17 protein-coding genes are annotated in these 17,290 nt (G+C 70.9%); 13 read left to right on the top strand and 4 right to left on the bottom strand.

Annotated elements, in window-relative coordinates; all coding sequences use genetic code 11:
* Positions 1–23 precede the first annotated feature (23 nt).
* A complete protein-coding gene (gdhA, locus tag HWD99_RS16990) occupies positions 24–1,391 on the bottom strand; it encodes an NADP-specific glutamate dehydrogenase (protein WP_241797366.1) in 1,368 nt (455 codons plus the stop codon).
* 148 nt (positions 1,392–1,539) lie between these two features.
* Entirely contained in the window at positions 1,540–4,248 is a 2,709-nt protein-coding gene (locus tag HWD99_RS16985) for a phosphoenolpyruvate carboxylase (protein ID WP_241797365.1), read from the bottom strand.
* A 102-nt stretch (positions 4,249–4,350) separates the two neighbouring features.
* Here HWD99_RS16985 and nhaA point away from each other — a divergent pair, with 102 nt between their 5' ends.
* The 4 genes from nhaA to HWD99_RS16965 all read left to right on the top strand — a co-directional run bounded on the left by nhaA (position 4,351) and on the right by HWD99_RS16965 (position 8,445).
* Entirely contained in the window at positions 4,351–5,517 is a 1,167-nt protein-coding gene (gene nhaA, locus HWD99_RS16980) for a Na+/H+ antiporter NhaA (RefSeq protein ID WP_241797364.1), read from the top strand.
* Positions 5,518–5,554: 37 nt separating this feature from the next.
* Entirely contained in the window at positions 5,555–6,238 is a 684-nt protein-coding gene (locus tag HWD99_RS16975; RefSeq protein WP_241797363.1) for a MazG family protein, read from the top strand.
* A 65-nt stretch (positions 6,239–6,303) separates the two neighbouring features.
* Positions 6,304–7,554 (top strand): HisS family protein, encoded by a 1,251-nt coding sequence (locus tag HWD99_RS16970; RefSeq protein ID WP_241797409.1) that lies wholly within the window; start codon positions 6,304–6,306, stop codon positions 7,552–7,554.
* Between the two features lie 78 nt (positions 7,555–7,632).
* Positions 7,633–8,445, top strand: a complete 813-nt coding sequence (locus HWD99_RS16965; RefSeq protein WP_241797362.1) for an SGNH/GDSL hydrolase family protein — start codon at positions 7,633–7,635, stop codon at positions 8,443–8,445.
* A 43-nt stretch (positions 8,446–8,488) separates the two neighbouring features.
* Here the strand turns inward: HWD99_RS16965 and HWD99_RS16960 are convergent, their stop codons facing one another.
* Together HWD99_RS16960 and HWD99_RS16955 are read right to left on the bottom strand one after the other, a co-directional pair.
* The gene (locus HWD99_RS16960) at positions 8,489–9,715 is read right to left on the bottom strand and encodes an APC family permease (protein ID WP_241797361.1); all 1,227 of its coding nucleotides are present in this window, start codon (positions 9,713–9,715) and stop codon (positions 8,489–8,491) included.
* A gap of 48 nt (positions 9,716–9,763) precedes the next feature.
* On the bottom strand, positions 9,764–10,234 hold the full coding sequence (locus HWD99_RS16955; RefSeq protein WP_241797360.1) for a DUF4442 domain-containing protein: 471 nt from the start codon (positions 10,232–10,234) through the stop codon (positions 9,764–9,766).
* Between the two features lie 99 nt (positions 10,235–10,333).
* Here HWD99_RS16955 and HWD99_RS16950 point away from each other — a divergent pair, with 99 nt between their 5' ends.
* The 9 genes from HWD99_RS16950 (at position 10,334) to HWD99_RS16910 (ending at position 17,277) form a co-directional block, all read left to right on the top strand.
* Positions 10,334–10,684: a GntR family transcriptional regulator gene (locus tag HWD99_RS16950; RefSeq protein WP_241797359.1), complete on the top strand. Its 351-nt coding sequence runs from the start codon at positions 10,334–10,336 to the stop codon at positions 10,682–10,684.
* Positions 10,681–10,872: a hypothetical protein gene (locus HWD99_RS16945; protein WP_241797358.1), complete on the top strand. Its 192-nt coding sequence runs from the start codon at positions 10,681–10,683 to the stop codon at positions 10,870–10,872. The genes HWD99_RS16950 and HWD99_RS16945 overlap by 4 nt, the downstream gene beginning before the upstream one ends.
* Positions 10,872–11,699 carry a DUF1648 domain-containing protein gene (locus HWD99_RS16940; protein ID WP_241797357.1) on the top strand — a complete coding sequence of 276 codons (828 nt, stop codon included), beginning with the start codon at positions 10,872–10,874 and terminating at the stop codon, positions 11,697–11,699. The genes HWD99_RS16945 and HWD99_RS16940 overlap by 1 nt, the downstream gene beginning before the upstream one ends.
* 58 nt (positions 11,700–11,757) lie before the next feature.
* On the top strand, positions 11,758–12,708 hold the full coding sequence (locus HWD99_RS16935; protein WP_241797356.1) for a CPBP family intramembrane glutamic endopeptidase: 951 nt from the start codon (positions 11,758–11,760) through the stop codon (positions 12,706–12,708).
* Between the two features lie 31 nt (positions 12,709–12,739).
* Positions 12,740–13,399 carry an O-methyltransferase gene (locus HWD99_RS16930; RefSeq protein WP_241797355.1) on the top strand — a complete coding sequence of 220 codons (660 nt, stop codon included), beginning with the start codon at positions 12,740–12,742 and terminating at the stop codon, positions 13,397–13,399.
* A gap of 100 nt (positions 13,400–13,499) precedes the next feature.
* Entirely contained in the window at positions 13,500–14,780 is a 1,281-nt protein-coding gene (gene eno, locus HWD99_RS16925) for a phosphopyruvate hydratase (protein WP_241797354.1), read from the top strand.
* Positions 14,781–14,942: 162 nt separating this feature from the next.
* Complete coding sequence (locus tag HWD99_RS16920; protein WP_241797353.1) at positions 14,943–15,371, top strand: septum formation initiator family protein; 429 nt, start codon at positions 14,943–14,945, stop codon at positions 15,369–15,371.
* A gap of 62 nt (positions 15,372–15,433) precedes the next feature.
* Positions 15,434–15,976 carry a DUF501 domain-containing protein gene (locus HWD99_RS16915; RefSeq protein WP_241797352.1) on the top strand — a complete coding sequence of 181 codons (543 nt, stop codon included), beginning with the start codon at positions 15,434–15,436 and terminating at the stop codon, positions 15,974–15,976.
* Positions 15,973–17,277, top strand: a complete 1,305-nt coding sequence (locus HWD99_RS16910) for a S8 family serine peptidase (RefSeq protein WP_241797351.1) — start codon at positions 15,973–15,975, stop codon at positions 17,275–17,277. Before HWD99_RS16915 ends, HWD99_RS16910 begins: the two co-directional genes overlap by 4 nt.
* Positions 17,278–17,290: the final 13 nt, after the last annotated feature.

The raw sequence follows: 17,290 nt of genomic DNA, 5'->3' as shown, positions 1-17,290 counted from the left end.
TCGTGTTCGACGAGCGGGGAGGGTCAGATGACGCCCTGGGCGAGCATCGCGCCGGCGACCCGCTCGAAGCCGGCGATGTTCGCTCCCGCGACGTAGTCGCCTGCGACGTCGTAGCGCTCGGCGGCGTCGAACGCGGCGCGGTGGATGTCGCCCATGATCTCGCGCAGCTTGTTCTCGCTGGCATCGAAGCTCCAGCGCTGACGTGAGGCGTTCTGGCTCATCTCGAGCGCAGAGGTCGCGACTCCGCCCGCGTTCGCGGCCTTGCCGGGCGCGAAGAGCACGCCTGCGGCCTGGAAGGCGTCGACCGCCGCGGGGACGCACGGCATGTTCGCGCCCTCCGACACCGCCCGCACACCGTTCGCGATGAGCGTCTCGGCGGCGGCGAGGTCGAGCTCGTTCTGCGTGGCCGACGGCACGGCGATGTCGACGGGCACCTCCCAGACGCTGCCGCCCTCGATGAAGCGGGCGCTGGGTCGGCGGCGCGCGTACTCGACGATGCGCGCGCGCTCGACCTCCTTGATCTGGCGCAGGAGGTCGACGTCGATGCCGGCGTCATCGACCACGTAGCCGGAGGAGTCGGATGCCGTCACAGCGGTCGCGCCGAGCTGGGAGGCCTTCTGGATCGCGTAGATCGCGACGTTGCCCGACCCCGAGACGCCGACGCGCTTGCCGTCGAGCGAGTCGGCGTGCACCCCCAGCATCTCCTGCGCGAAGAACACGGCCCCGTAACCCGTGGCCTCGGTGCGCACCTCGGCGCCGCCCCAGCCCGTGCCCTTGCCGGTGAACATCCCCGACTCGTGGCGGTTGGTGATCTTGCGGTACTGGCCGAACAGGTAGCCGATCTCGCGACCGCCGACGCCGATGTCGCCCGCGGGGACGTCGGTGTGCTCGCCCAGATGGCGGTAGAGCTCGTTCATGAACGACTGGCAGAAGCGCATGATCTCCGCGTCGGACCGTCCGTGCGGGTCGAAGTCGGATCCGCCCTTGCCGCCGCCGATGCCCTGACCGGTGAGGGCGTTCTTGAAGATCTGCTCGAAACCGAGGAACTTGATGATCGAGAGGTTCACCGAGGGGTGGAAGCGGAGCCCGCCCTTGTAGGGACCGAGCACCGAGGAGAACTGGATGCGGTAGCCGCGGTTGACCTGCAGACGTCCGGCGTCGTCGACCCAGGGGACGCGGAAGAGGATCTGCCGCTCCGGCTCGACGAGCCGCTCGAGGATGCCGCCGTCGAGGAACTGCGGGTTGCGCTCGACCACCGGGGCGATGGAGTGCAGCACCTCGTGCACGGCCTGCTGGAACTCGGGCTCGTGCGGGCTGCGGGCCAGCACGGTGTCGAAGACGGGCTGCACGGAATCGGCGAGCGGGTGGAAGTCGGCGGAGGAAGAGGTCACGCGAGAGAGCTTTCTGACGGGGGATGGGAAGCAGGCGATCGTGTCGCGTGAAGGGTCGCCGGATCGGGCGGAGCTTTTCACTCTATCGGGCACCGGGAGGTGAGACGTCTCACGCTCCCGGTGCACGGCACCCGTCAGCGACGGGGGCTCATCCGGTGTTCTGCAGGCCGGCGGCGACGCCGCTCACGGAGAGCAGCAGCAGCCGTCGCTGCTCGTCGTCTGAGCCCGATCCCACGGCGGCGGCCGGATCGCGCAGGGCACGCAGCGCGCGCAGCTGCAGCAGCGAGAGCGCGTCGACGTAGGGGGTGCGCAGCTGCACGGCGCGCTGCAGGATCGGCTTGTTCTCGAGCAGCCCGACACCGCCGGTGAGGCGGATCACCCATTCGCGCGTCAGCGTCATCTCGTCGAGCACGAGCTGGGCGAGGTCGTCGCGATCGCCGAGTGCGAGGTACTCCCGGGCGATCCGCTCGTCGGTCTTCGCCAGGCTCATCGCGACGTTGTCGATCATGGTGCGAAGCAGCGGCCACTCCCGGTACGCCTCGATGAGCCGGGCCTCGTCGCCGACCGCGGCCAGAGCCGTGCCGAGTCCGAACCAGCCGGCGAGGTTGATGCGGGCCTGCGTCCACGCGAACACCCACGGGATGGCGCGCAGGTCCTCGAGCGACTCGACAGACAGGCCGCGTCGTGCGGGGCGAGACCCGAGCGCGAGCAGGCCGATCTCCTCCATCGGCGTGACGGTCGCGAACCAGGGCGCGAAGCCCTCGGCCTTCACGAGCGAGAAGAAGCGGTCGCGCGAGGAGCGGTCCATGACGGCGGCGATGTCCGCGAAGCGGGCGGCCGCGTCGCTCGTGCGCTGCTCGACGGTGGGGGAGGAGGCGAGCAGCGTCGCCGCAGCCACCTGATCGATGTGACGCATCGCGATCGCGGGCTCGCCGTAGCGCGCGAAGATGACCTCGCCCTGCTCGGTGAGCTTGAAGCGGCCGTCGACCGAGTGCGGCGGCTGCGCGAGGATCGCCGAGTTGGCCGGTCCGCCACCGCGTCCGAGGGCGCCGCCGCGGCCGTGGAAGAGCGTGAGCTCGAGCCCCTGCTCCTTCGCCCACTGGGCGATCTTCTGCTGGGCCTCGTACAGTGCGAGGTTCGCCGCGACCGGGCCGACGTCCTTCGAGGAGTCGGAGTATCCGAGCATGACCTCGAGCTTGTTGCCGGTGGCGGCCAGCCGCTCGCGGAACTCGGGGAACGTCACGGCCTCGGCGAGGATCTCGGGCGCCGCCTGCAGGTCGGCGAACGTCTCGAACAGCGGCACGACGTCGAGCACGGGAGCGTCGTCGCCGAGTGCGTGCCGCGCGAGGCGATGCACGTTCGCGAGGTCGGAGGCGGCCTGCGTGAAGGAGACGACATAGCGGCCCGCGGCCCGCAGCCCCCGGTCGCGCTGGATCTCGGCGATCGCGCGGAAGACCTCGAGCACCTCTTCGGTCTGGGCGCTGATCGCGTCGCCGGCCTCGAGCTCGGCGAGCGCCGTGGCGTGCACCTGCGAGTGCTGGCGGACCTCGAGCTCGGTCAGGTGGAAGCCGTAGGTCTCCACCTGCCAGATCAGGTGCTGCACGCCGCCGAACGCGTGGCGCCGAGCGCCTGCGTCCCGCAGTGAGCTCTGCACGGCGCGCAGATCGGCCAGCAGCTCCTCCGGTGCCGTGTAGCGCTGGTCGTCACCGCGTCGGGTCGCGCCGACACGGTGGGCGAGAGCGAGCAGGACGCGCCGGTACGGCTCGCCGGGCGAGCGGGCTCCGAGCTCCTCGGCCATGCGCGGCTCCGCCGCGGCGAAGCGGTCCCAGAGCGCGGTGACGTCGGCGCTCGGGGGCGTGTCGTCGGCATCCAGCGTGAGCGTGCGTCCGATGCGCTCGAGGGCGCGCTCGAGTCCGCGCAGCACGTGGTCCGCGGCGATCTGCGAGGCCTCGCGCGTCACCGATGCGGTGACGAACGGGTTGCCGTCGCGGTCGCCTCCCACCCACGAGCCGATGCGCACGAACGCCGGAACCACGGGTTCGCTCGACCCGGAGTCCTCACCGCGGAGGGCGTCGTCGATACGGCGGTACACGTGCGGGACCGTGGTGAACAGCGTCTCGTCGAAGACGCTCATGACGGTGCGCACCTCGTCGGTGGGCGAGGGCTTCTGTGCGCGCAGGGGCGCGGTGCGCCAGAGGGTGTCGATCTCCTCGAGCATCCGGCGCCGGGCGCGGTGCTCCTCGGCCCCGCCGTCGCTCGCCGCGTCGTGCTGCGTCAGCAGCTCCGAGAGTCGACGGATGCTCGACGAGACGGCGCGGCGTCGCGCCTCGGTCGGATGCGCCGTGAAGACGGGCTGGAAGCGCAGTCCCTGCAGGCGACGACGCGCCTCGTCATCGCCGACCTCGGTGCGCAGCTGCGCGTAGGCGGTGGCGACGGTGTCGGCCACGTGGGTCGAGGAACCGGAGCCCGTCGCCGGGGCGGGCTGCCCGGCGCGCTCGCGGAGCACGCGCACTCGTTGGTGCTCCTCGGCGAGGTTGACCAGGTGGAAGTAGCACGTGAAGGCACGAGCCACCTCGTCGGCGCGGGCGATGCTGAAGGACTCGGCGATCGCCGCCGCGCGCTGGAAGGCGTCGGAGGTCTCCTCGTCATAGGCCTGGATGGTGGCGAGTCGCAGCCGCTCGACATCCTCGAAGAGATCGTCGCTGCCGGATTCGCGCAGCACCTGGCCGAGAAGCGCGCCGAGCATCCTGACGTCGGAGCGCATCGCGTCCGGAATGCCGCGGCCCGCCTCGAAGCGGCCGATGACGCGGATTGCCTCGGTGTTCGTGGGCTCGGGGAAGGCGTGTTCGGGGGTCACCGTTCGAGAGTATCCCGGGTCGGGGTGGTGCTCTGAACGCATGACGATCCGAGACGCACGAGACGGGACGGATGCGGGAGGGGGAGAACTACCATGGGGGCGATGCGCATCTCCGCGAACCCCCTCCGTGGGCAGCAGTTCCCCGCTGTCCTGCTCCTCGTCGCCGCCGGGCTCGGCCTGCTGGCGGCGAACATCCCCGCGCACGATGCGCTCGCCGCGGTCCTCGACTTCCACATCGCCGTGCCGGGCACCTCTCTCGATCTGTCGATCTCGCACTGGGTCTCCGACGGCCTCCTGGCGGTGTTCTTCCTCGTCGTGGCGATCGAGCTGCGGCACGAGCTGACGCACGGCGAGCTCGACTCCCCGCGCAAGGCCGTGCAGCCGGCGATCGCGGCTGCGGGCGGTGTGCTGGTGCCGATCGCGGTCTACCTGCTCATCGCCGGCGATCCGGCGACCGTCACGGGCTGGCCGATCCCCACCGCGACAGACATCGCCTTCGCGCTCGGGGTGCTCGCGATGTTCGGACGCGGGCTGCCGTCGACCGTGCGCGTGTTCCTGCTGGCGCTCGCGATCCTCGACGACATCATCGGCATCGTCTTCATCGCCGTGCTGTTCGCGCACGACGTGCAGTGGCTGCTGCTCGCGCTCGCCGTCGTCGCCGTGGCGGTGTTCTGGCTGCTCAGCAGGGTCCTGCATGCGCAGGGGCACCCGGCCGTCGCCGTCGCGATGGTGCTCGTCGGCGTCGTCGCCTGGGGGCTCGTCGCGTCGTCCGGCATCCATGCCACGATCGCCGGAGTCCTGCTCGGTCTCGTGATGTCGCCGGTGCCCGCGGCCCGTGCACGGCATGCCCTCGAACCCGCGGTCAACGGCGTGATCCTGCCGGTCTTCGCCTTCGTCGCCGCCTTCGTCGTGATCCCCGACCTCGCTCTCTCCGAACTCTCGCCGGCGTTCTGGGGCATCGTGGTGGCGCTGCCGGTCGGCAAGATCGTCGGAATCTCGGTGTTCGGATGGCTCGCCATGCGCATCAGACCTCGCGGGGCGGCTCCCGCGCTGCCGTTCGGCGACATCCTCGCTGCGGGTGCGCTGGGCGGCATCGGGTTCACGGTGTCGCTGCTGCTGGCGAATCTCGCTTTCGCGTCGGATGACGGCATCCGCGACCAGGCGATCCTGGGCGTGCTGGTCGGCTCGCTCCTGGCGCTCGTGCTCTCGGCCGTGATCGTCTCGCTCCGTGCGCGGTCGTATCGACGCCTGGGCGCTGCGACGTCATGAGCCCGTGCGACGGCATGAGCATCTACGAGGAGGAACAATGACCGCAGAGCAGCAACGCGATTCGCTTCGTGCGGCCGCCGAGACGATGCGCGAGGTCCGTGAGCGGTGCGTCTGGTCGCAGCAGATCACCCACCGCGACCTCGTGCCGTACCTCATCGAGGAATCGCACGAGGTCATCGAGGCGGTCGAGAGCGGCACGCGCGCCGACCTCCGCGAAGAGCTCGGAGATCTGCTCTGGCAGGTGCTGTTCCATGCCGCGATCGCGGCGCAGGATCCCGATGAGCCCTTCGACATCGACGACGTCGCCGACACGCTGACCGAGAAGATGGTCCGGCGGCATCCGCACGTGTTCGCCGGCGAGGTCGCGACGACGCCGGAGGCGGTGCTCGTGCACTGGAACGCCGCGAAGGCGGCCGAGAAGCGCACACGGCGCAGCGTGCTCGACGGCATCCCGGCGGGGATGCCCGCCCTCGCCCTGGCGCAGAAGGTCGTCGGCAGAGCGGCCGGTGCCGGTGTGCCGGTCGCCGTTCCGACCGGGGGCGCCACGGCGGCGGTGCCGTCGAGCGAGGCCGAGCTCGGCGAGGCGCTCCTCGGTCTCGTCGCGGTGGCCCGCGCCGAGGGATGGGATGCCGAGCGCGCACTGCGCGAACGGCTTCGTGCCCTCGAGGCCGACGTGCGCGACGCCGAGTCCCGGGTTCACGACACCGAGTCCGGGGCCTGACGCCACAGGGCACCCCGACGACCTGGAAGGATGGAGGCGTGGCTACTGTGAATCCGCCGCGCGGCATGCGCGACATCCTCCCCGCCGACAAGGCTCGCCGTGAGCGCGTGCTCTCCGTCATCCGCGATCGCTATCGCTCGCACGGGTTCGACGAGATCGAGACGCCTGCCCTCGAGGAGTACTCGCGCCTGCACGCCGGCATCGGCGGCGACAACGAGAAGCTCGCCTACAACGTGCTGCGGCGCGGCCTCGATGCCGAGGCGATCCGCGAGGCGGCCGACGACCAGGGGGCTCTCGCAGACCTCGGCCTGCGCTACGACCTCACGGTGCCGCTCGCGCGCTTCTACGCGAGCAACCGCGGTCAGCTGCCCGGGGTGTTCCGCGCCATCCAGATCGGTCCGGTCTGGCGTGCCGAGCGTCCGCAGAAGGGTCGATACCGCCAGTTCGTGCAGTGCGACATCGACATCATCGGCGACGACTCCGCACGCGCCGAGGCCGAGCTCATGGTCGCCTCGCTCGATGCCGTGGATGCGCTCGGGCTCGAGGGTGCGACCGTGCGCATCAACGACCGGCGTGCGCTCGACTGGATGCTCGACAGCTTCGGATTCACCGCCGAGGAGCGCCCCGGTGTGCTGATCACGATCGACAAGCTCGACAAGATCGGCCCCGAGGGGGTCGCGGCGGAACTGCGCGAGCGCGGTGCCGCCGCATCCGCCGTCGATGCGTTCGAGGAGTTCCTGCGCCGCCCGCAGACCATGGAGTACAACCCGTTCGGCGAGCGTCAGATCCGCAAGGCGCTGCCCGAGAACGCACCGGAGGAGATCGTCGGGCACCTCGTCGGCATCGGAGAGGCGGTCGCGGTCGGCCGCGACGCGACCGACATCCCCCTGGTCTTCGATCCGTTCCTCGTGCGCGGCATGGGGTACTACACCGGCACCATCTTCGAGCTCGCGCACCCCTCGGTGTCGTACTCGCTGGGCGGGGGAGGGCGCTACGACGGCATGATCGGGCGCTTCCTCGGACAGCAGGTGCCGGCGGTCGGGTTCTCGCTCGGCTTCGAGCGCCTGGTCGACCTCGTGACGGCGGGGACGGATGCCGGCGAGCGGGCGGTCGTGCTCATCCACGACGCCGACGTGCCGGTCGCCGAGCTCGTGACCCACAAGGCCGGACTCGTGGCGGCCGGTGCCAGGGTGCGGTTGGAGCGGCGCACGAAGAACGTGAAGGCTCTGCTCGAGCGCTCGGCCGCCGACGGATACACGGAGTTCGCGACGGTCGCCGCCGGCACGGCGCAGCTGGAGCTCAAGCCGCTGTCCTGAGTCGCTGCGCGGCTCCGTCCCGAGTCGCCGCAGGGCTCCGTTCACGGGGCGTTCATCCGGGTCGGCTCGAATCGGTGCATGAGTCGACAGCAGGTCGTCGTCGCCCTCGCCGGGCTCGGTGTCGCGGTCATGGCTGTGGCCGCCGGCATCCGGTTCGCTCTCTCGCATCAGGCCGCGGTCGCCCGCCGTCGCATCGGAAAACCGCTCGGCGAGCTGTCGATCGATGCCGATCGGGTCTGGCGGCCGTCGCTCGGCGGAGAGCCGATCGACATGCTCGTGCTCGGCGACTCGCTCGCGGCCGGCCTCGGTGCCGAGCGTCGCAAGCAGACGCTCGGCGGTCGCCTCGCCAAGGGCACGGCGCGGCGCATGGGCCGTCCCGTCCGTCTGCGCACGGCGGCCGTCGTCGGCTCGGAGTCGCCCGATCTGGCGGGTCAGCTCGACGCCCTGCCGGCGGACTACGCTCCGCACGTCGCCGTGATCGTGGTGGGCGGCAACGACGTCACGCACCGCCTGCCGGTCGCGGTATCGACGCAGCATCTGCGGGATGCGATCCTGCGACTGCGCCGCCGCGGTGCCGAGGTCGTCGTCGGCACCTGTCCCGATCTCGGTGCGCTGCGGCCTGTGCCTCAGCCGCTGCGGAGACTGGTCTCCGGCATGTCACGTCGGCTGTCTATGGCGCAGACCGCCACGGCTGTCGCCGCAGGGGCGAGGCCCGTCGATCTCCGCCGAGCGGTCGGTGCGATGTTCTTCGACGATCCTGATGCGATGTTCAGCATGGATCGATTCCATCCGAGCGCTCTCGGCTATCGGCGCACGGCCGAGGCGCTGCTTCCCGCCGTCTGTCTCGCCGCCGAGGCGGCACTCGTCTCTCGTCGCCCCACCCCGCGCTGAGGGAGGCACCGCATCCGCTGTCGCATGATCGACCGAACCCCGGTCAGCGGGTGAGCCGGAGGCGGATCAGGCGGTAGGCGACTCCGAGGAGCACCACGACCGTGCCGATCGCCGAGGCCAGAACAGGCAGCGTGTTCACCAGCAGCAGGCAGCCGACAATCCCGACGATCTGGAGGGCTCGCGGATACCGTCTGGCGTCTCCGTGCTGGCGGAACGCCGCGGCGTTCGCGATCAGGTAGTAGAGCAGCACGCCGAAGGATGAGAAGCCGATCGCATCGCGCAGATCGGCGACGAGCACGATCGCGACCACGATGAGCGCGATCGCGATCTCGGCCCGCCGAGGCGCCTGCCAGCGCTCGTCGACCGCCGCGAGAGCGCGGGGCAGGTCCGCCTCCCGCGCCATGGCGAGCGTGGTGCGCCCGATCCCGGTGAGGAGCGCGAGCAGGGCGCCGAGCGAGGCCGCCGCCGCCGTGACCCGGACGATCGGCGCGAGCGGTGCCCACCCGGCCGCCGAGAGCACGTCGGCGAGGGGTGCTGCGCTCGTGACGACGTCGGCGCCGAGCGCCACGACGACCGTGATCGCGACCAGCGTGTAGACGACGACGGCGCCGCCGAGGGCGAGCGCGATCGCGCGGGGGATCGTCCGCGCGGGGTCCACGACCTCCTCGCCCATGGTGGCGATCCGTGCGTACCCCGCGAACGCGAAGAACAGCAGGCCCGCGCCCTGCAGCACTCCGTAGGCGGTGGCATCCGGGAGCGGGGTCGGGTGTGCGGCGGATGCCGTGCCGAGGCCGATCGCGACGACGACGGCGAGTCCCAGCAGCGAGCAGACGACGAGGATGCGGGTGAGCAGCGCGGTGCGCGTCACGCCGAAGCAGTTGACGGCCGCGAGACCGACGACGGCCGTCGCCGCGACGGGCACCTGCCAGCCCTCGGGTGCGGCGTAGGCGGCGAAGGTCAACGCCATCGCCGCGCAGCTGGCGATCTTGCCGACCACGAAGCTCCATCCGGCCACGAAGCCCCACCACGGACCGATCTCCGCGCGGGCATACGCGTAGGTGCCCCCGGCCACAGGATGTGCGGCGGCGAGCTGTGCCGACGCGGTCGCGTTGCAGTAGGCGACGAGCGCGGCGATCGCGAGGGCGACGAGGATGCCGCTGCCGGCGACGCCCACCGCGGGTGCCCAGACCGCGAACACGCCGGCCCCGATCATCGAACCGAGGCCGATGGCGACGGCATCGACGAGTCTCAGGCGGCGCGCGAGGGGCATCCGATCATCGTGCCAGGTCGCGGTGAACGGCCGGTGTCGTGCGGTGGCTCAGGCGCGGGCGGCCGTGACGCGCTTCTTCTCGCGGATGTAGACCTCTCGGCGCACGCGGGCGACGACGTCGCCGTCGCTGTCGGTGATCACGGTCTCGAACCACTCGAGCACCTTCGCGCCGCCGTGGGCGCGCTCGCGGATCTCCGCGGCGCGCTCTCTGCTGACCTCGAACTCCGCCGTCAGCACCCCGCGGCCGGGCTTGACGAACTCGATCTCGCCACGGGTGTCCCACACCACGTACTCGCGCCCGAGCTGGTGCATCACGAGCATGAAGAAGTAGGGGTCGGTCATCGCCGACATCGAGCCGCCGAATGCCGTCTTCACGTAGTTGCGGGTGACGACGTTGACGTGCAGTTCGACCGTCGCGTGCGTCCAGTCCTCGGCGAAGCGGCGGATACGGATCCCGCTGAACAGGTTCGGGGCCCACAGGCTCATGCCGATCGCGAGGCGGCGGGGGGTGATGCGCATGGAGTCAGTGTGGACGAGGTCCTCTTCGGGAGGAAGTTGACTGGAGGGTTCGGACATTTGTTATAGTTTCAGTAGAACTAGTAGAAATTGAGGGTCAGGATGCTGATACGAATCGACGCCGACAGTGCTCGGCCGCTCTTCGATCAGGTCGCGGCGTCCGTGCGGGCCGACATCCTGACCGGCCGCCTGACGCCGGGCGATCGGCTTCCGGCCGCCCGCGAGCTCGCGGATGCCCTCGAGATCAACCTCCACACGGTGCTCCGCGCGTATCAGCAGCTCCGCGACGAGGGGCTGATCGACCTGCGTCGCGGCAGGGGGGCCGTCGTGTCGGCCTCGGCCGCGCCCCTCGCCGAGCTCTCGCACGACATCGCCGCCCTCGTCGCCCGTGCCGCATCGCTCGGGCTCTCACCCACCACCCTGGCCGCCCTCATCAAGGAGACCGACGCATGACCCCTGAGATCCGCAGAGCTCGCACCGCCTTCTGGTGGGTGGGCGTGATCATCCCGCTCGCGCTGCTCGTCCTCGCCGGTCTCGTCGTGCTGGCGTGGCTGCCCGAGGTGCCCGACCCCGCCGCCATCCACTGGGGGCCGACGGTGCAGACGGCTTCGGCCCGCGATGGGCTCCGCTGGCGATCCTGATGGGTCTCGGCGGGGGGATCGTGCTGCTGTTCGCACTCATCGCACTCTTCTCGCACCGACTCCCTCAGCGGGGTGAGGCGGCATCGATCCCGCAGCCCCACTGGTCGACCACGGCGCGGCTCCTCGGAGCAGTGAGTCTCGGCACGGCAGGCATGATGGCCGTGCTCGCCGTGGCCACGACCGCCGCACAGCGCGGTCTCGCCGACGCCGCCGATGCCGCCGACATCACGCCGTGGATGCCCGTCCTCCTCGTCGTCATGATCGGGCTCGCCGTCGCGGGATGGTTCCTGCAGCCCGCGGTTCCCGTCTCCGCGAGCTCGCCGACGGCTCCGGCGGCGCCCCTTCCCCTGGCCGACCATGAACGGGCGGTGTGGATGAAGTCGGTGACGGTGGCCAGAGGCGGTCAGATCGTCCTGGGCATCGCCGTGTTCATCGTCGTCGCCCTGAGCGTGCTGCTGCTTGCTCAGGGGATCGCCGGCGGGTGGATCACCGCCGCGGTCGCGCTGGTGCTCATCGTCCTGGTGGCGAGCAGCCTGACGTTCCGCGTGCGAGCGAGCGCCGCGGGCCTGCGCGTGCGGTCGACGGCCGGGTGGCCACGACTCGAGATCCCCGCCGCCGAGATCGCGAGCGCGCGGGCGATCCAGGTGAATCCCTTCGCCGAGTTCGGCGGCTGGGGCTATCGCATCGGCGCCGACGGGCGACGCGGATTCGTCCTTCGGGCCGGGGAGGCCCTCGAGGTCGCCCGCGCCGACGGTCGGGTCTTCGTCGTCACGGTGGACGATGCGACGACCGCGGCGTCCGTCCTCGCGGCCGCCGCCCGAGACTGAGACCGAACCCGAAACCGAGAACCGACCCGACCGGACCCGAGACCGAGGAGAACCCCCCATGACCCGAACTCGAATCGCCGCCGTCGTCAGCTTCGTGGTGCTCGCCTGCGGCCTCGCCTGGCTCGTGGCTCTGCCGCTGTGGCTGGGTGACGGTCTCGCCGAGCCGACCGCGGCGCTGCTGCTGCCCGTGATGATGTTCACGCCCGCCGTCGCCGCCGTGATCGTGACGTTCGCCCTGCGCGTCCCCTCGGCGGGGGAGCGGGTGCGGTTCCTCGGGCTCTGGCCCCTGCGGCCCGCCAAGCGGGTGGTCTGGCTCATGGTGCTCGGCTGGCTCGCTCCGCCGCTGCTCGTCGGCCTCAGCGTCCTCGTCGCCGCCGCGCTCGGGTTCGTGCAGCTCGACCTGACCTTCGCGGGCTTCGCGGCGCAGCTCGCCCAGCTCCTGCCCGAGGGCGCGCCGATGCCCCCGGTCGAGCTCGTCGTCATCTCCCAGCTCGTGATGATCCCGGTCGCGGCGCTCCTCAACAGCGTGGTGGCCTTCGGCGAGGAGCTCGGCTGGCGCGGATGGCTCGTCCCCGCGCTGCGACCTCTCGGCACGTGGCCGACGCTGCTGATCAGCGGCGCGATCTGGGGGGTCTGGCACAGCCCGGTGATCCTGCTCGGATACAACTTCGGACGCACCGACATCACGGGTGTCCTGTTCATGATCGGCGGGTGCGTCGCCTGGGGCATCCTGCTGGGCTGGCTGCGGCTGCGCTCCGCGTCGATCTGGCCCGCGGTGCTCGCCCACGGATCTCTGAACGCCGCGGGCGGACTCGTACTGCTCTTCGCCGCGTCCCAGCCCGACCTCGCGCTCGCCGGGCCGCTCGGCCTCGCCGGATGGATCGTCGCGGCCGTCGCGATCGTGATCCTCGCGGTCACCGGGCAGTTCCGCCGCCAGCCCGAGCTCGCGGGTGCGCCCGGTCGTCTGCTGTCCGCGCCGCGCGGCGGAGGGAGCGCCTCGGCCTCTTGACGCTCCGGGGGCTGCGCGGTTGGCTGAGGGCATGGACTCCACTCCCGCCGCCTGGGCGAACGCCGATGCCTACCTCGCAGACCTGCTCGTCGGCCATGACCCTGAGCTCGAGGCGGCGCTCGCCGCGCAGCGCGATGCCGGACTGCCTGCCATCGAGGTGGCGCCGGTCTCGGGCAAACTGCTCAACCTGATCGCGCGCATCAGCGGCGCTCGCCGGGTGCTGGAGATCGGCACCCTCGGCGGATACTCGACGATCTGGCTGGCCCGGGCGGTCGGGCCGGAAGGTCGGGTCGTCACGGTCGAGGCCGAGGCCGACAACGCGGCCGTCGCGCGGGCGAGCATCGACGCCGCGGGCGTCGGCGACCGCGTGGACATCCGCATCGGACGCGGCGCCGACGTGCTGCCGACCCTGGTCGGAGGCTTCGACCTGGTCTTCATCGACGCCGACAAGGAGTCGAACACGATCTACCTCGACTGGGCCGCGAAGCTCGGGCATTCAGGCACCGTCGTCGTGCTCGACAACATCGGTCGCGAAGGCGAGATCGTGCGCGCGGACTCGACCGACCCCAAGGTCGTCGGCACGCGGGACGGCCTGCGGATGCTGGGCGAGGATTCGCGGTTCGACGCGACGGCTCTGCAGACCGTGGGGGTCAAGGGGTGGGACGGCGTGGCGCTGGCCGTGGTGGTGTGACGGTTCGACTCCGACCCGGGGCGTCGGCCTCGAGCGGGCTAGACTGGGGCGCGGATCGACGACGCTCCACACACCTTTTCTCTGAGCAAGGAGCACATCAGTGGCACTGATCGAGGCTGTAGGCGCACGCGAGATTCTCGACTCGCGCGGAAACCCGACCGTCGAGGTGGAGGTGCTCCTCGACGACGGTGTCGTCCAGAGGGCCGCCGTCCCCTCCGGTGCATCCACCGGCGCATTCGAGGCGTACGAGCTCCGTGACGGCGACAAGAGCCGCTACGGCGGAAAGGGCGTCCTCAAGGCCGTCGACGCGATCATCGACGAGCTGGGCCCGGCGCTCGAGGGCGTCGAGGCGAGCGAACAACGCATCGTCGACGAGATCCTCATCGAGACCGACGGCACCGAGAACAAGAAGCGCACCGGTGCGAACGCCATCCTCGGCGTGAGCCTCGCCGTCGCCAAGGCCGCTGCCGACTCGGCCGACCTGCCGCTGTTCCGCTACCTCGGCGGACCCAACGCGCACGTGCTCCCCGTGCCGCTGTTCAACGTCATCAACGGCGGAGAGCACGCGGACAACGGCATCGACATGCAGGAGTTCTTCCTCGCGCCGATCGGTGCGGAGACCTACTCCGAGGCACTCCGCTGGGGTGTCGAGACCTACCACGTCCTGCGCGGTGAGCTGAAGGCCGCCGGCTACGCGACCGGCCTCGGCGACGAGGGCGGCTTCGCCCCCGACCTGCCCAGCAACCGCGAGGGACTCGACTTCCTCGTCAAAGCGATCGAGAAGGCCGGCTTCAAGCCCGGCACCGAGATCGCTCTCGGCCTCGACGTGGCCGCCACCGAGTTCTTCTCCGACGGCGTGTACCGCCTCGACAACAAGGACTGGACCGGCCCCGAGCTGATCGAGTACTACCAGGGACTGGTCAACGACTTCCCGATCGTCACGATCGAGGACGCGCTGGCCGAGGACGACTGGGACAACTGGAAGCTCCTCACCGACGCGCTCGGCTCGAAGGTGCAGCTCGTCGGCGACGACCTGTTCGTCACGAACCCGAGCCGTCTCGCCGACGGCATCAAGCGCGGCGTCGCCAACTCGCTGCTCGTCAAGGTGAACCAGATCGGAACGCTCACCGAGACGTTCGACGCGGTCAGCCTGGCACAGCGCTCGGGCTACACGGCGATGCTGTCGCACCGCTCGGGCGAGACCGAGGACACGACGATCGCCGACCTCGTGGTCGCCACGAACGCGGGTCAGATCAAGGCGGGTGCGCCTGCACGCAGCGAGCGCGTCGCGAAGTACAATCAGCTTCTGCGCATCGAAGAGGAACTGGGCGACGCCGCGGTCTTCGCGGGCCGTTCGGCCTTCCCCCGCTACCAGGGCTGAGCGCAGCTGACGACGATTGACCCGGCTCCCTGAGCCGAACCCGGAGGAGGAGCCGTGGCACGACGACCGGCTCCTCCTTCGCCGTCTCCGGGCGCGGCACGCCCGGCGCGTGCGGCCGGCGCCTCGCAGTCCCCGCGCGCGCGCGCGGGCGCGGACCGCCGAGTGGACGTCCGCGAGTGGGCATCCGGCATCCGTCTCTCGGCGTTCTCGGTCATCATGCTCTCGCTCGTGGTGCTGGGAGCGTGGGTGCTCGTTCCGACGCTCGGGACGTTCATCGACCAGCGGCAGAAGATCGCCGCGCTCGAGAACTCCATCCAGGTCTCGCAGGACGAGATCACCGCTCTCGAGAACGAGCGCGAGCGCTGGAGCGATCCGGCCTACATCACGACCCAGGCACGCGAGCGTCTCTATTACGTGAAACCGGGCGAGGTCGTGTATCTCATCGACAACGACCTCGACCCGGCAGCCCTGCCGCAGGAGCAGGTTCCGGTCAGCGACACGCTCGAGGAGACTCCGTCGGACTGGATGCCCCAGCTGCTGCGCAGTCTGACGGCCGCAGGGCTCAGCGACACCGCCGCTGTCGCCGAGTGACCGAGAGCTCGTCGCCTGCGCGCGTCGAGCATCCTCACGGCCGTCTCCCGTACGCTGGACGGGTGACCACCCCGCCTTTCGCCGCCCCCACGACCGCCGAGCTCGCCGTGGTGTCGGCCCAGCTGGGAAGGCCCGCTCGCGGCGTCGTCGGCATCGCCGCGCGGTGCGCGTGCGGCAACCCGACCGTCGTCGCGACCACGCCCCGGCTGCCCGACGGCACGCCCTTCCCCACCTTCTACTACCTGACGCATCCGGCGGCGACCGCGGCGATGTCGACGCTCGAGGCCACGCAGGTGATGCCCGAGCTCGCGGCGCTGCTCGCCGACGATGCGGACGTCGCCGCCGCCTATCTCGCGGCACATGAGGCGTACCTCGCCGATCGTGCGCAGTTCGGCGACGTCAGCGAGATCGACGGGATCTCCGCGGGGGGAATGCCGACGCGCGTCAAGTGCCTCCATGCACTGGCCGGACACGCCCTCGCGGCCGGACCGGGCGTGAACCCGATCGGCGACGAGGCGCTCGCGCGGTCCTCCTGGTCGCCCGAGCGGTGCCGCTGCGACGAGCCGGGCGCCGCCGTGCGTGAGGTCGAGGACTCGTCGGCATGAGGCCGCGCCGGATGCTCCGTGGCGCCGTCGCGATCGCGGTGGTCGTGGCATCCGTGCTGCTCCTCGGCTCGACGGCGTCTCCCACCCCGACGCCTCCGCCCGTCCCGGACGACCCCGCCGACCCTGTACGCGCATCGGAGTACTGGCTCGACGGCGCCCGGATCCGCGATGCGTGGCAGACGACGCGCGGAAAGGGCGTGACCATCGCGGTGATCGACACCGGCATCGCGAGTGTTCCCGGAGTCTTCGATCAGGCGGTGGTCGGCGGCACCGACGTCTCCGGCACGGGGTCGCCCGACGGCCGCACTCCGCTCGGCGCGATCGACGGCAACCACGGCTCCTGGGTCGCGTCGCTGGCCGCGGGGCGCGGGGCGGAAGACGGCACCGGCATGATCGGGGTCGCTCCTGAGGCGAACCTGCTGTCGATCTCGGTGGGGTTCGGGGCGGCGGCGCGCGTGCCGTTCACCGAGCAGGTCGCGAAGGGCATGCGCTGGGCCGTCGACAACGGTGCCGACATCATCAATCTCTCTTTCACGACCAACACCCTCGACTGGGACAAGAGCTGGGACGACGCGTTCCTCTACGCCTTCGAGCATGACGTGGTGGTCGTCGTCGCGGCCGGCAACCGGGGGAGCGGGACCAACATCATCGGTGCGCCGGCGACCATCCCCGGAGTCCTGACGGTGGGCGGTGTCGACCAGACGGGAACCGCGAGTCTGGAAGCGTCGACGCAGGGCATCACGATCGGCATCGCCGCCCCGAGCGAGGGGCTCCGCGGGGTCTCGGCAGACGGCGAGGTCGTGAACTGGAGCGGCACCAGCGGTGCGGCGCCCATCGTCGCGGGCATCGCCGCCCTGATCAGATCCGCCCATCCCGACATCGACGCGGCGAACGTCATCAACCGCATCATCCGCACGGCCATCCCCGTCGAGGGCATGACGCGCACCCCCGACCCGCTCTACGGCTACGGGCTCATCGACGCCGAGGCGGCCATCAGCTCGGACGTGCCGACGGTCGACTCGAACCCGATGGGCGACCTCGCCGAATGGGTGCGGCTCTTCCGCCGCGCGGAGTCGGAACCTCAGCCGGTGCCCACCGTGACGCCCGTGGCGATTCCGCCGCTGCCCGCCGCAGACGCCCCGACGGAGGCGGGTTCACCGCTGCTTCCCAGCGCTGATTCACTGCGCTACGGTACCCTGCCGCTCATCGCGCTCACAGTCCCTGGTATCCTGGTAGCGCTTGGCGTCACCGCAGCTGCCCGGCGCATCCGATCGGCGCGCGCTCGCACGCCACATTCCTGACTCTAGGAGTTGT

It is taken from the genome of Microbacterium sp. C5A9, from assembly GCF_022627955.1.
Classification (GTDB): Bacteria; Actinomycetota; Actinomycetes; order Actinomycetales; family Microbacteriaceae; genus Microbacterium.
This window is presented reverse-complemented; position numbering and strand designations above follow the sequence as displayed.